The following is a 12,786-nucleotide window of genomic DNA, read 5'->3' on the forward strand; positions in this document are numbered from 1 at the left end:
ATCAAAGATTACGTTCGGTTTTTGCATTTACATAAACCTTGCTTAGTATTGCATGGCTTATTTACGCAATATTTAGCGCAGGGATGATTTTCTCTTTAGCTGCATCTTCGGCTTTCTTAAACTCTTCGATACGGTCGAAGTTCAAGTAGCGGAACACGTCACCTGACATAGATTCAATCTTGTTCGCGTATTCCATGTACTCAGCAGTTGTAGGAATACGGCCAACAATGGCACCTACAGCAGCAAGCTCAGCAGAACATAAATATACATCAGCGCCATCACCTAAACGGTTAGGGAAGTTACGAGTCGATGTAGATAGTACTGTTGAATTAGCAAGTACACGCGCTTGGTTACCCATACACAAAGAACAACCAGGCATTTCAGTACGTACGCCCACTCGACCATATATATTGTAGTAACCTTCATCCATCAATACTGCTTTGTCCATCTTCGTTGGTGGAGATATCCACAAACGTGTAGGCAAGGTTTTATTGAATTGCTCAAGTAACTTACCTGCAGCGCGGAAGTGACCGATGTTGGTCATACAAGAACCGATGAATACTTCATCAATTTTTGCGCCAGCAACGTCAGATAAGGTTTTAGCATCATCAGGATCGTTCGGGCAGCATAGGATTGGCTCATTGATCTCATCAAGATCAATTTCAATGGTTTCAACATACTCAGCGTCTTTGTCAGCTTCCATAAGTTCTGGATTAGCTAACCACTCTTCCATCTTACGTGCGCGACGCTCAAGAGTGCGAGGGTCACCATAACCTTCATTGATCATCCAACGTAGCATAGTGATGTTAGACGTTAGGTATTCAGCGATAGATTCTTTAGACAGCTTGATAGTACAGCCTGCAGCAGAACGCTCCGCAGACGCATCTGACAATTCGAACGCTTGCTCAACTGTTAGTCCATCAAGACCTTCAATTTCAAGAATACGACCAGAGAATGCGTTTACCTTGCCTTTCTTAGCAACGGTCAATAGACCTTGCTTGATACCGTATAAAGGAATTGCATGAACCAAATCACGTAACGTGATACCTGGCTTCATTTTACCTTTAAAACGAACCAAAACAGACTCTGGCATATCAAGCGGCATTACACCTGTAGCAGCTGCGAAAGCAACCAAACCAGAACCGGCTGGGAATGAAATACCCATTGGGAAACGTGTATGAGAATCACCACCAGTACCTACAGTATCTGGCAATAACATGCGGTTTAACCAAGAGTGAATGATACCGTCACCTGGACGCAGTGATACGCCGCCACGATTCATAATGAAGTCTGGCAGAGTGTGCTGAGTGTCGATATCTACTGGCTTAGGATAAGCCGCAGTGTGACAGAAAGACTGCATAGTTAAATCTGCAGAAAAACCTAAACAAGCCAGATCTTTAAGTTCATCACGGGTCATAGGACCTGTGGTGTCTTGAGATCCCACTGTTGTCATTTTAGGTTCGCAATATGTGCCTGGACGTATGCCTTCTACGCCACATGCTTTACCAACCATTTTTTGTGCAAGTGTATAACCTTTACCGGTATCAGTTGGTTGAACAGGCTTGCGGAACAAGTCTGAAGTACCAAGTCCAAGGGATTCACGAGCTTTATCCGTTAAACCACGACCGATTATCAAGTTAATACGACCGCCAGCACGAACTTCATCTAACAAGACGTCAGATTTATATTCGTACTTGGCAAGTTCTTCACCGGTTTCAGCGTTAGTGATACGACCTTCTAGTGGGTAGATATCAATAACATCGCCCATGTTCATCTTGTCAACGTCAGCTTCAAACACTAGCGCGCCAGCATCTTCCATTGTGTTGAAGAAAATAGGTGCAACTTTACCGCCGATACAAACACCGCCACCACGTTTATTTGGTACGCCAGGTAAATCTTCACCGAAGAACCAAAGAACCGAGTTGGTTGCTGATTTACGAGAAGAACCCGTACCTACAACGTCACCGACGAAAGCAACAGGGTGACCTTTTGCTTTAACTTCTTCAATTTGTTTAAGTGGACCGATTTCGCCATGCACTTCAGGCGTTAAACCATCGCGAGTCATCTTATATGCAGCGCGTGCGTGCAAAGGAATATCAGGACGAGACCATGCATCTGGTGCTGGTGACAAGTCATCGGTATTGGTTTCACCGGTAACTTTAAATACTGAGTAAGTGATCTTTTCAGGTAAGTCTGGACGAGATGTGAACCACTCTGCATCAGCCCAAGATTGAATCACGTCTTTGGCATATTTGTTTCCAGCTTTTGATTTTTCTTCAACATCGTGAAATGCATCAAACATCAACAAAGTGTGTTTCAACTCTTCAGCCGCCAACTCTGCTAAATCTTCGTTATCCAAAGCTTCAACCAAAGTTACGATGTTATAACCACCGTGCATGTTGCCCAACAATTGAATTGCAGCATCTTTTGATATCAACGGAGAAGTCGCTTCATCATTGATTATAGCGGCTAAGAAACCAGCTTTCACATAAGCGGCTTCATCAACACCAGGAGGAACTCGTTCAGATAATAACTCTAACAAGAACTCTTCTTCGCCAGCAGGAGGATTTTTCAATAATTCAACTAAACCAGCAACTTGCTCTGCATTTAATGGTTTAGGGGGGATACCCTCAGCGGCACGCTCTTCTACGTGTTTACGATAAGCTTCTAACACTTTATGGTCCTTTTAAATTATGAATATAGAGAAATATTGGCGACAGTATAAAGGTAAACCGTGAAAAATTGAATCATTCACAATGATTATTTAATGATAGTCAGCATACACAGAATCTATATACATTTATCATAATTAATTATTTCCGAACTACCTCAAATCAGCCTTTAGCGATTTGCAGTCACCCGTAATATTTTACCTTTTTGGCTGTCTACCAGTATATACAAAGAGCCGTCTGGATGCACTTTAACATCTCTGAATCGGTAACCTAGCTCAGAGAGTAGAGATTGCTGCCCAACCACTTTGTTCTGTTGCATTTGAATCCAAAGAATTTCTTTCGACTTCAAACTACTAACCAAAAAATCGCCGCGCATTTGTGGAAACATCATGCCATCGTAGACAGTTATGCTCGATGGCGCGATAGAAGGAGTCCAATCCACTAATGGTTGTCGCATTCCTTGATATTTTTTAAATGGCGTAATTAACGCACCTGAATAATCTTTACCGTTGGTAATAATCGGCCAGCCATAGTTTTCACCTTTTCTAATGATATTTATTTCATCGCCGCCTGCAGGACCATGTTCATTTGAAAAAACGAGATTTCGAATGGGATCATAGACTAAACCTTGTGGGTTGCGATGCCCTAACGAATATACAGAGTGGGCAAGATTCTTTTCAGTTTCGCCGATATATGGATTGTCATCTGGTATCTGACCATCATCCAAAATTCGTAGAATTTTTCCCATCTGATTATTCACACGTTGTGCATTTTCGCGAAAGTCAAAGCCATCGCCAGAAGAAATCAACAACGAATTGTCGTCTAAGAAAGCCAATCGGCCACCGTAATGTACAGGGGTATTTCGATAAGGTTTTACAGTGAAAATAACTTGGCTATCAACTAATTGATTATTTTTAAGTTTGGCGCGCATTACTTTGAGGGTGTTGCGTTCATCACTGCCTGCTGAATAAGACAGATAGATCCAACCATTTTGAGCATAGTCAGGATGAAGCACCACATCTAACAGGCCACCTTGACCATTCACATAGATGTCTTTCGGTAAACCCTCGATAGGTTTACTGAGAGTAAAGTTGACTACTTGTCGCAAACTTCCGGTTCTTTGAGTAACCAGAAATTGGCTTTCAGAAATAAATGCAAGCGACCAAGGATAATCCAAATCAGTGACAACTTCCTCTACCGAAAATAAATCCGACTTTGCATTCACCGGAATGCTAATGAATAAGAAATAAAATAACAACAGCGTTAAATATTTAATCTTCACAAACAATTCCTTGGGGTTAAAAACAATTAATTGATTAGGCTCTTAAAGCATAAATATACCCATATTGAGAAAAAATGCGAATTAAGCTGACGATATCCGTTTACTACTGCTATTCAAAAGATTGTTATTTTTCTAACTAAAATGGCAGACTAGTTAATGTTGACTACGTCAAGGTTATCCTATGAAAGCAACCATTAAACTAATTTTCGATTTTATTGCAGCAACACTGAGCTGTTTTGTTTTAGCTAGCCTTTTACATACTCAATTCGTTCTGCACGAATTAATTAAGCTTGATGTGATTATCAGTTGGCAAACAAGATTATCCGCCTCAGGCAAAGATTTACTCGGCCTACTGCCCACCTACGGCGCGATTATTTTAGTTGGATTATTTATCGCCTTTGTGTGTGTCTTTTTGATAAACAAGGTTTGGCCAAAACCAATATTATGGCTTTATCCCATTGCTGGCGCAGTTGCTCTGTTTACCATGCTAACAGCCATGCAACCTATTATGGACATTACCCTTATCGCGGGTGCGAGAACGCCACTAGGTATTTTTGCTCAGTGCTTGGCTGGTTTGTTTGGGGGCTGGGTATTTATGTATCAACGTCAACGAAGACCGAGTAAATTATAAATTTCTAATATAATTTTCTGCGGTGATTGAGTGGAATCAATTTCAACCACATCTGATTCCGCAGAGGTGTCTTCAAGTGCAGCAAATTGACTGGCAATCAAACTGCTTGGCATAAAATGGTTTTGTCTGTGTTCAAGCCTAGATGCTAATTCTTTGGGCTGTGCAATAAGATGGATGAATAAACAGGGTAATCCTAAATGGCGAAAACGCGCTCGATGTTGTCTCCTCAAGCCAGAATAAGCCATCACTTTACTAGACTGTTTGTTTTTACTTAAATGCTCGACTAGCCCTTGAATCCAAGGTTCACGCATTTCATCAGTGAGCGGGATACCTTTAGCCATTTGAGTTTTTGCCTCAAGACTATGAAAATCATCAGCTTCGACCAGCTCTATGGATAACAGCTGTGAGAGCAAATTGGCAATAGTCGATTTCCCACAGCCGCTTACTCCCATAATGATTAATACATAGGGTTTGGACAAATCTAATAAAACAGAATCAGTCACTAAACTTTTCCTCTAACTGCCATTAGTGGGTGAAATCTGAATGGGCATTTCGGTTTAAATGCAAGTCGGTTTCAACCAAGTGGCCGTCCATTCCCCATTCTCGCATTTTGTCTACTGCCCACTGCGGCGATTGCTTAGTATGGCATTCGTTACATGCATTAGGTGAATTTTCCAGCCCCATTTTAACCGACAACAGTGGATTGGGTATTGTCCCCACATTGTGACTACGAACGAAGTAGTCTATGCCAGATACTTGGTTCAACATGTTCTTTGGCATGTGACAGTCATAACAATAAGAACCTTTAGTGTCTGGTGCATGTCTGGTATGGGCCGTCAAATTTTGTTGTATAGGTTGGTGACATTCTAAGCAAAACTGATTACTCACTTCAGTTGGTTCTAAAATACCAAATTGAGCAGGTTGTTTGTTATTGTGCGGATCATGACAGTCGTAACAACGCATATCAGTTTGTTCATAATGTGCAGAATCAGCAAAGGTTCGAAATAAAGTGCCAAGCCCTTTGGGCCGTCCATCAGGCCAAACTTGCAGCGTGGGAAATGTGCGACCAGGAACACTTTCTGCCTCAGTAAAATACTCAGACAAGTCATTCAAATTGCCCGCATGATCATAACCTGGAGAGTAGGTCCGATAAGCGTCCATACGTTTACGTAAAATATCTGAACCGTGACAACGGGCACAAACACTCAACGCAACCCCTTGAGAATGGTCAGCTGCATTCATGATGTACGGAACTGGTTCATCGAACAATTTAAGGTTAACCAAAGACATCATGCGGTTAACAGGTTTGTCTTGCATATAATCAACATGTTCACTGCCAGGGCCATGACATACTTCGCAGCCAACGCCATCTTCAGTCCATTTTACATTAGCCACTGTATGAGCGCGGTCTTTGCTTATTTGTTGTAAATTAGTGGTGTGACAGCGAGCGCAATATAAATTCCATGCCGAGTTTAATGGCTTCATCTGTTCCCATAAATCGTCAACAGTTTCCGGGCTTTGCTCTTGCTCATTCCAATAAGCAAAAAACTCTCCTCTGGCCACCGACCATTGCACAGGTAATCGCCGCAATACCCCGCCTTCTTCTTGGGTAAGATAAGTTTGTCGATATTGGTAACCGATAACCTTATCGATTTTAAAAGGCGTGTACTGCTCAGAATTAATATCCTTGAGGGCTAAATAAAATTCATCACCTTCACGGAAGGACTTTACAGCTGGGTTGGTTTTATTGGGGTCAGTATTTAAAAAGAATGACCCGTTATTGAAATTACCAACCACAGTATTTTCACTGGGTGCGTGAGTAATATTGTGATGAGGGGATTTTAACCAAGCGTCGTAATTAATAATATGACAGTCACCACACACTTCGCTTCCCACATATTCAGCGTGAAAAACCTGGTCATAGTTATCCTGACTAAACCAAACCATCGCAACCGCGGCAACAATTAATCCAATAAAGATATAAACAAATGATTTAAGTCCCATAATTCCTAATTACTTATCCAAATCGTTAAAAATTAAAACTGCAGTGTCAGTTTAGTTATTAATGTAAATGCCAGATTATTGTATTCATTCGGCGTGTTAGCGTAGCGCGACTTATCTGATATTTCGTTTTTATATTTACATAAATGCAAAACTTTTTTGCGAAAGTGCAATCAAAAGCCCTGACAAAAACGTTTTAAAACGCGCTACTTGGTTAAATATCGTCAACCTTGATCTTAAGTATTTTCGCCTTTTTTGAAAATAAGTTACATCCGCCAAAAATTTTTTGCGCAATACACCATTGGCTTACACGTCTACTTCAACCGTTTGAAACATACCTTCAATATTGCATTAGGTCATCTTTTTAATCACTGCAAACCTTATCATTTTTATTTTTACTAATATCAGCTTTTAGATTGTGATATTTTAAGCTGTTTTTTATTAATAATTAATGAGTTAGAGGAAGTTATGAAAAGGATAGTATTTGTTTCTGCTGTTATATCCATTGGGTTGGCACTAAATGGCTGTACAAGCTCAACACGAGGGACGGTAAACAAAATCGAAGCCTCCTCCCCGGTTATTAGCCAATCGATTGTAGAGCCTGATAGCAAAGGACTAAAAAGAGTAGTGGCAATATCTCGATTTTCAGATGAAACCAAACGTACTAATAGTTTTTTGATTGATAATTCCGGCGACCGTTTAGGTAAACAAGCTGCAGATATTTTGTCTAGCCGTTTAACAGAAACGCAAAAATTCATAATGTTAGAACGCCAAGAATTAGATGAATTAGAAGAAGAAAGCCAAATAAATCAGACCCAACTCGAAAAAGTGGGTGCTGATTATCTAATTGTCGGATCGGTTTCCGAATTCGGTCGTGCGACAAACAGTGAAGTTGGTGTTTTCAGCCGCAACAAAATACAGATTGCAAACGCGACCGTTAATGTCCGACTTATCAATACTAAAACCGGACAAATTGTTTATTCAGAGGAAGCTTCTGGCGAGGCGAGAACAGAGGCTAACCGAGTTTTTGGCGTTGGCGAAACAGCCGGATACGACACAAGTTTAGATGATAGAGCCATATCTGCTGCCATTTCCAAGCTGGTTAGTAATATTGTTGAGAATCTAATGGATGTCCCATGGCAGGCGTATATAGTCGCACAGCAAGATGGTATGTACTTAATGACGGGTGGCGAAGACCAAGGAATTCAAACTGGTGATAAATTTGTTGTAAAAACCAAGGGCAAGCAAGTGAAAAATCCCCAGAGTGGAATGATGATTGAGCTACCAGGAAAACAAGTTGCCACTATCAAAGTTATTGATTTCATTGGAACTGGACAAAACGCACTCTCACTTACCGAGGTAGTATCAGGAAGCATAGATGCATCAACTTTGGATCAAATTGTCGTGTTAGAAGGTGAGGAGTAAGAAATGAAATTATTAGTAGCATTCATATTTGCGGTTTTTTTAGCGGGTTGTAGCAGCAGCTTTAGCGAAGTAAAACAATTAGACGACAAAGCTTATCTGCAACTGACTGGCAATATTGCTTCGGGGTCACTGTCGATTGATGGAAAACAGATTAGTCTGCAACAAGCAGATAAATTTAAAATTGATGGAAATTTAGTGACCAAGTTTGAAATAAGCTCAGGTACGCATCTAATCGAAATAGTTAGAAATGATAAAACGGTAGTAAAACGTAAAATTTACGTCACCAATGGAAATGTATTCGAGGTAAATGTTCCGTGAGAAAAATAATTAGAAACACTTGCGTGGGAGTTTTAGTCGTATTTTTAGGTGCTTGTGCGGCACCTAAAACAATTTATTACTGGGGAGACTATTCTGAAACTGCGTACGACTATAAACATGAACCCTCTACTGATAGTTTAAGTCAACATAAAGCAGCTCTGTTAGATATCATCGAAAATGCGGCTCGTAAGAATAAAAAAATACCTCCTGGTATCTACGCTGAGTTGGCAAAATTAGAATTAGACGCTAACAATCTCAACGGCGCGAAACAGTTTTTAAAACAGGAAGAAGCGTTGTTTCCAGAATCGGCGATAATGGTGAGAACAATGTTAACCATGATTGAAAAGATGGAGGTCAATAATGCGTCAACTAACTAGACTTTTTTCATTATTCATTATCGCCCATTTAGTTGGTTGTGCGACACCTACCATTTTAACGAAAAGCGAAGCTTATCCAAAGATGTACCAACAGGATACAAATTCAATCCTTGTAGTACCAGCAATCAATCGTTCAACGGCAGCAGACGCTCCAGAACTCTATTCGACCACTATCGCTCAGCCACTAGCTGAGGCGGGATACTATGTTATGCCTATCCCCATGATCGAAATGATGTTGGCTGTAGAAGGCGTCGTTGATGGCGAGCAATTGAAAGGCGTTGAACCTGCAAAGTTTAAAACTATGTTCGGGGCTGATGCGGTACTTTTTGTTACTATCAATCAATGGGACACGAACTATTATGTGACGGGTGGAAACGTTACAGTTGGAGCCGATTTCGAGCTTATATCAACCTCAACCAACGAATCTTTGTGGAACTACAAAAACGTTGTGGTGATCAATACCTCGGGAAATAGTGGAAATTTGTTGGCTGATATTATTAGCACAGCAATAAGCACAGCCATAACTGATTATGTGCCCATCGCAAGACAGGTAAACTACTCAGTTGTAACGACCCTACCGGTCGGTAAATATCACTCTAGGCATAGTTTAGATGGGCAAGATAAAGTGGTTAACGAAACTTTAGCTAGTAAAAACACTGTAAATTAACCCAAAGAGTATTAAAATTAAGGCCTGAAAATCATTATAATTTCAGGCCTTTTTTAAACATCATTCAACGTATTAGTTACAAGCGACTTTGCCGCAACTCAGTACATTTACGAACCAAACATAACAACTAAAATTGCAAACACTGCACCTGCAGCCGCTATTTTAACGCCGCTTTTAAACATCGGTAACTTAGGCATAAACATCAGAAACGCCGAAACTACAAAGAATAACAACCCTATGCCAAAACTAATGTTGAGAAAGAAAAGCGGGCTACCCGTTGTGGCTTTATGCAATTTAACTAATTTAGCTAACGGCGCTGGGTAATCTTTTTTATTAATAACAACCTCTCCGGTTAGTTTGTTATATTGCCCTTGGTTAAACACAACCATATCGTCAACTTCGCTTTCAACAGCAAAGCCTTTGAGAGCAATTTGTTTACCCAAAGATTTGCCATTTAATCCCTTATCTAACTGGCGTTCTTCAACTTGTGGGTATTTTAGAAAATCGGTTTTACGAAAAATCAATAAAGTCCCGCTGACTGCATAGATCCCCATGATCCCCGCCAAAAAAAAGCCTAACCATCTGTGATACTTACGTACGGCATTATGAAATTTAGGAGAAGCCATTTAATCCTCTATAATTAAAACTGAATTAGTGAAAGCCATAAGCTTTAATTGATTATTTTAAACTTATTTATTTGGCAGGTAATTTTTGCTGAAATATAGCATTTTAGTACTGAGGTTTCACCTCTATTAAGCGTGCTAGATATTAAAATAAATAATAAATACAGCCATTTAAGCTCAAATAAATTAGTGCAGTAAGCTATTTTCACAAGTAATTTGCTAAATTGATGTTTATCTAATGAAGTAATTTAGCGCATTCAATTGGCTTAAACCGTTAGATTTCGAAGTGTGAATACGCATTGGAACATCATGCAACGTTAGCAGTGGTATATACTAAGTATTTGTTTTAAAATACAAAGGCTTTTCCACTTAATTTAGCAAAATTTGTTTCAAATTTAAGTCTGAATTTTTAGCATTTAGAGTACTTGGTAGTATGCCATCTAGTCTGAACTCAGACATAACTTAAGCAATTATTCAATTAGCTTGTTTAAACTTTGAAAAGGCAGGGAATCAGCTAGATGTTTCATAGTATTAGATACAAGTTTGTTATCACCATTATCATATCTATTTTGATTAGCTCGGGCTCAGTTTTCTTTTTAGCCATAAACGAACATGAAAACCTATACCGGAAATCCGTAGAACAAAATTTAGATGCAATGGCATCAAATATTGCCGATAACCTATTATCGACCCTTTCCGAGGAGCCGGATCCCTTCTCGATAATAACAGAACTAATTGGGCTCGACCGCTACGAACATATTAAGTTTGTGAATGTATTCGATGCTGATTGGAATTTAATCCATTATTATGTACACCCAAACTACCTCAATTTAGAAAACTTCTCTCCTGAATTAACCTCAATTTCACCACAAGACTTACCCCCTGATGTAACCATAACCGATGAAGGTTTAGCTGTTTCAAAAACCATAGGTGAAGAAAAGTTTCCGGTTGGCCATTTATTAGTCGTTCAAGACTACCAACGACCATTGAATGAGAGTAAGAATAGTCTATTTTTCAGCGCTATCCCGCTAGTGATGTTAGTTGTTGTCTTAGCAATGATGATTTCTTTTTGGATATATCAGCGTTTATTTGAACCTCTTTTGAGTCTCACTAAGTTTACTAAAAAAGTGGAGTCAACCACCGATTATGATTTGAAATACCGAGTTTCAGGTAATGACGAGGTATCGGAATTAGGTCGTAATATCAATAAACTATTGGGCACGATAAATGCGGAAATTAAGACCAATCAATTAAACACGGAAAAATTGATTGAGCAACAGAATTCAATGCAACACTTGGCTAACTACGATACCTTGACGGGGTTACCAAATCGTATGTTTTTTATGGAACTGCTTAGATTAGAGTTAGCCAGAAGCCAGCGAGAAAACGAAGATTTAGCGATTATGTTTTTCGATGTAGATGGGTTTAAAGGGGTTAATGACACCTTGGGACACGAGACCGGCGATTTACTGCTCAAAGCTGTCGCCAGCAAAGTTAAAAGCTTTCTGCGTCCAGGCGACATCCTAGCGCGATTGGGTGGAGACGAGTTTTTAATCATGATCCCAAATCTTAGCAGTTCACTACTAGCCGTTAATATAGCGAATCGAATAATTGAGGGTTTGATGACCCCATTTGAGATTAACAGTTGGGATATTCAAACCGGTGTAAGTATTGGTATTGCGAAAGCAACCGATGCTGAGTTTGATATCAACACATTCATCAGTAATGCAGATATTGCAATGTACGCATCGAAAGAAAAAGGCAAAGGTTCTTACACTGTTTTCCATAAAAAAATGCTAGAAGAAAATCGCAGAAAAGTGCAAATAGCCAACCTAATTACCAATGCAATAGCCAAAAACGAATTCGAAATTCACTACCAACTTAAAATATCATCGAAAGGCTTTGTAACTGGTTTAGAAGCTCTTTTACGTTGGAATAACGATGAGTTAGGAAGTATATCTCCAGGTGAATTCATTCCTATCGCTGAACAAAGCGGAAAAGTTAAATCCATTACGCGGTGGTTGGTCGAGCGAGTTTTCAAAGACATGAATGTTCTAGAAAAAATGGTTGAACAAAACCTCGTTGTTTCTTTGAATATTTCTAGTCATGATTTACAAGATCGCAGTTTCATACATTTTATTAAGAAAAATCTGAATCTCTATCAGGTTAATATTCAGAATATTCAATTTGAAATGACTGAATCTAGTTATCTAGAAAATTTCGACAGTGCTAATGATTTTTTCAATAACATACGACAAATGGGCGGCTCTATTGCTCTAGATGATTTTGGTACAGGGTATTCGTCCCTTAGTTACCTAACTAAAATTCAAATAGACACCCTCAAAATTGATCGAATGTTTGTAATGCAGCACGATAGCTCTGGAAAGGACACAGTCGTTTTGCAAACCATTTTGGATTTAGGCCATAGATTAGGACTGCAGATATGCAGTGAAGGAGTGGAAACTGCAGAACAAGCTAATTATTTGATTTCCAATGGAAGTGATGAAATGCAGGGATATTATTTTGCTAAACCGCTACCTTTAGCTAAACTACCTGAAGCGATTGAAAAAGCGCAAAAGCTATATCAAGAATTATATTATGGTCAACGCCAATAGTTAGGCGACAATATCTGTATAGAATTAGATTTCCGACTAGAATCTAATACATTCATACATGAGATTTTAAATAAATGTGTAAATTACTTGATCTTAATCAACTTAGATTAACTGAGTTAAGTAGTACTTTATAAATTATGGATAATACTCCCGTATAGAAAAAGCTACTGATAAA

At 39.3% G+C, this 12,786-nt stretch carries 11 protein-coding genes; 6 read left to right on the plus strand and 5 right to left on the minus strand.

Going from position 1 to position 12,786, the window contains the following annotated elements; translation table 11 throughout:
* Positions 1 to 61 precede the first annotated feature (61 nt).
* Together acnB and VUI23_RS16265 are read right to left on the minus strand one after the other, a co-directional pair.
* A complete protein-coding gene (acnB, locus tag VUI23_RS16260; RefSeq protein WP_216047237.1) occupies positions 62 to 2,674 on the minus strand; it encodes a bifunctional aconitate hydratase 2/2-methylisocitrate dehydratase in 2,613 nt (870 codons plus the stop codon).
* A gap of 167 nt (positions 2,675 to 2,841) precedes the next feature.
* On the minus strand, positions 2,842 to 3,954 hold the full coding sequence (locus tag VUI23_RS16265) for a PQQ-dependent sugar dehydrogenase (protein WP_303501402.1): 1,113 nt from the start codon (positions 3,952 to 3,954) through the stop codon (positions 2,842 to 2,844).
* A 181-nt stretch (positions 3,955 to 4,135) separates the two neighbouring features.
* Here VUI23_RS16265 and VUI23_RS16270 point away from each other — a divergent pair, with 181 nt between their 5' ends.
* Complete coding sequence (locus tag VUI23_RS16270) at positions 4,136 to 4,585, plus strand: hypothetical protein (protein WP_216047239.1); 450 nt, start codon at positions 4,136 to 4,138, stop codon at positions 4,583 to 4,585.
* Here VUI23_RS16270 and VUI23_RS16275 read toward each other — a convergent pair.
* On the minus strand, positions 4,561 to 5,088 hold the full coding sequence (locus VUI23_RS16275) for a gluconokinase, GntK/IdnK-type (RefSeq protein ID WP_342805018.1): 528 nt from the start codon (positions 5,086 to 5,088) through the stop codon (positions 4,561 to 4,563). The two genes, VUI23_RS16270 and VUI23_RS16275, sit on opposite strands and share 25 nt — an antisense overlap.
* A gap of 22 nt (positions 5,089 to 5,110) precedes the next feature.
* Positions 5,111 to 6,589, minus strand: a complete 1,479-nt coding sequence (locus tag VUI23_RS16280) for an ammonia-forming cytochrome c nitrite reductase subunit c552 (RefSeq protein WP_342805019.1) — start codon at positions 6,587 to 6,589, stop codon at positions 5,111 to 5,113.
* Positions 6,590 to 7,054: 465 nt separating this feature from the next.
* Between VUI23_RS16280 and VUI23_RS16285 the strand changes: the two genes are divergently transcribed.
* The 4 genes from VUI23_RS16285 to VUI23_RS16300 are packed head-to-tail and all read left to right on the plus strand — an operon-like array spanning position 7,055 to position 9,373.
* Positions 7,055 to 8,011, plus strand: a complete 957-nt coding sequence (locus VUI23_RS16285; protein WP_342805020.1) for a CsgG/HfaB family protein — start codon at positions 7,055 to 7,057, stop codon at positions 8,009 to 8,011.
* A gap of 3 nt (positions 8,012 to 8,014) precedes the next feature.
* Entirely contained in the window at positions 8,015 to 8,329 is a 315-nt protein-coding gene (locus VUI23_RS16290; RefSeq protein ID WP_216047243.1) for a hypothetical protein, read from the plus strand.
* Positions 8,326 to 8,706: a DUF4810 domain-containing protein gene (locus tag VUI23_RS16295; protein ID WP_303501411.1), complete on the plus strand. Its 381-nt coding sequence runs from the start codon at positions 8,326 to 8,328 to the stop codon at positions 8,704 to 8,706. Before VUI23_RS16290 ends, VUI23_RS16295 begins: the two co-directional genes overlap by 4 nt.
* Complete coding sequence (locus tag VUI23_RS16300; protein ID WP_303501414.1) at positions 8,690 to 9,373, plus strand: GNA1162 family protein; 684 nt, start codon at positions 8,690 to 8,692, stop codon at positions 9,371 to 9,373. Before VUI23_RS16295 ends, VUI23_RS16300 begins: the two co-directional genes overlap by 17 nt.
* A 107-nt stretch (positions 9,374 to 9,480) precedes the next feature.
* On the opposite strand, the gene VUI23_RS16305 is transcribed toward VUI23_RS16300, so the two are convergent.
* Positions 9,481 to 9,999 carry a hypothetical protein gene (locus VUI23_RS16305; RefSeq protein WP_216047245.1) on the minus strand — a complete coding sequence of 173 codons (519 nt, stop codon included), beginning with the start codon at positions 9,997 to 9,999 and terminating at the stop codon, positions 9,481 to 9,483.
* Between the two features lie 515 nt (positions 10,000 to 10,514).
* Between VUI23_RS16305 and VUI23_RS16310 the strand changes: the two genes are divergently transcribed.
* Positions 10,515 to 12,611, plus strand: coding sequence for an EAL domain-containing protein (locus VUI23_RS16310; protein ID WP_342805021.1), 2,097 nt, complete (start codon positions 10,515 to 10,517; stop codon positions 12,609 to 12,611).
* Positions 12,612 to 12,786: the final 175 nt, after the last annotated feature.

Source organism: Alteromonas sp. M12 (genome assembly GCF_037478005.1).
GTDB classification, from domain to species: domain Bacteria; phylum Pseudomonadota; class Gammaproteobacteria; order Enterobacterales; family Alteromonadaceae; genus Aliiglaciecola; species Aliiglaciecola lipolytica_A.

Excerpts from the sequence above, each read along its gene's own strand:
- VUI23_RS16310 (WP_342805021.1), top strand. The coding sequence starts at position 10,515 with ATGTTTCATAGTATTAGATACAAGTTTGTTATCACCATTATCATATCT.
- VUI23_RS16305 (WP_216047245.1), bottom strand. The coding sequence starts at position 9,999 with ATGGCTTCTCCTAAATTTCATAATGCCGTACGTAAGTATCACAGATGG.
- VUI23_RS16300 (WP_303501414.1), top strand. The coding sequence starts at position 8,690 with ATGCGTCAACTAACTAGACTTTTTTCATTATTCATTATCGCCCATTTA.
- VUI23_RS16280 (WP_342805019.1), bottom strand. The coding sequence starts at position 6,589 with ATGGGACTTAAATCATTTGTTTATATCTTTATTGGATTAATTGTTGCC.
- VUI23_RS16290 (WP_216047243.1), top strand. The coding sequence starts at position 8,015 with ATGAAATTATTAGTAGCATTCATATTTGCGGTTTTTTTAGCGGGTTGT.
- VUI23_RS16270 (WP_216047239.1), top strand. The coding sequence starts at position 4,136 with ATGAAAGCAACCATTAAACTAATTTTCGATTTTATTGCAGCAACACTG.
- VUI23_RS16285 (WP_342805020.1), top strand. The coding sequence starts at position 7,055 with ATGAAAAGGATAGTATTTGTTTCTGCTGTTATATCCATTGGGTTGGCA.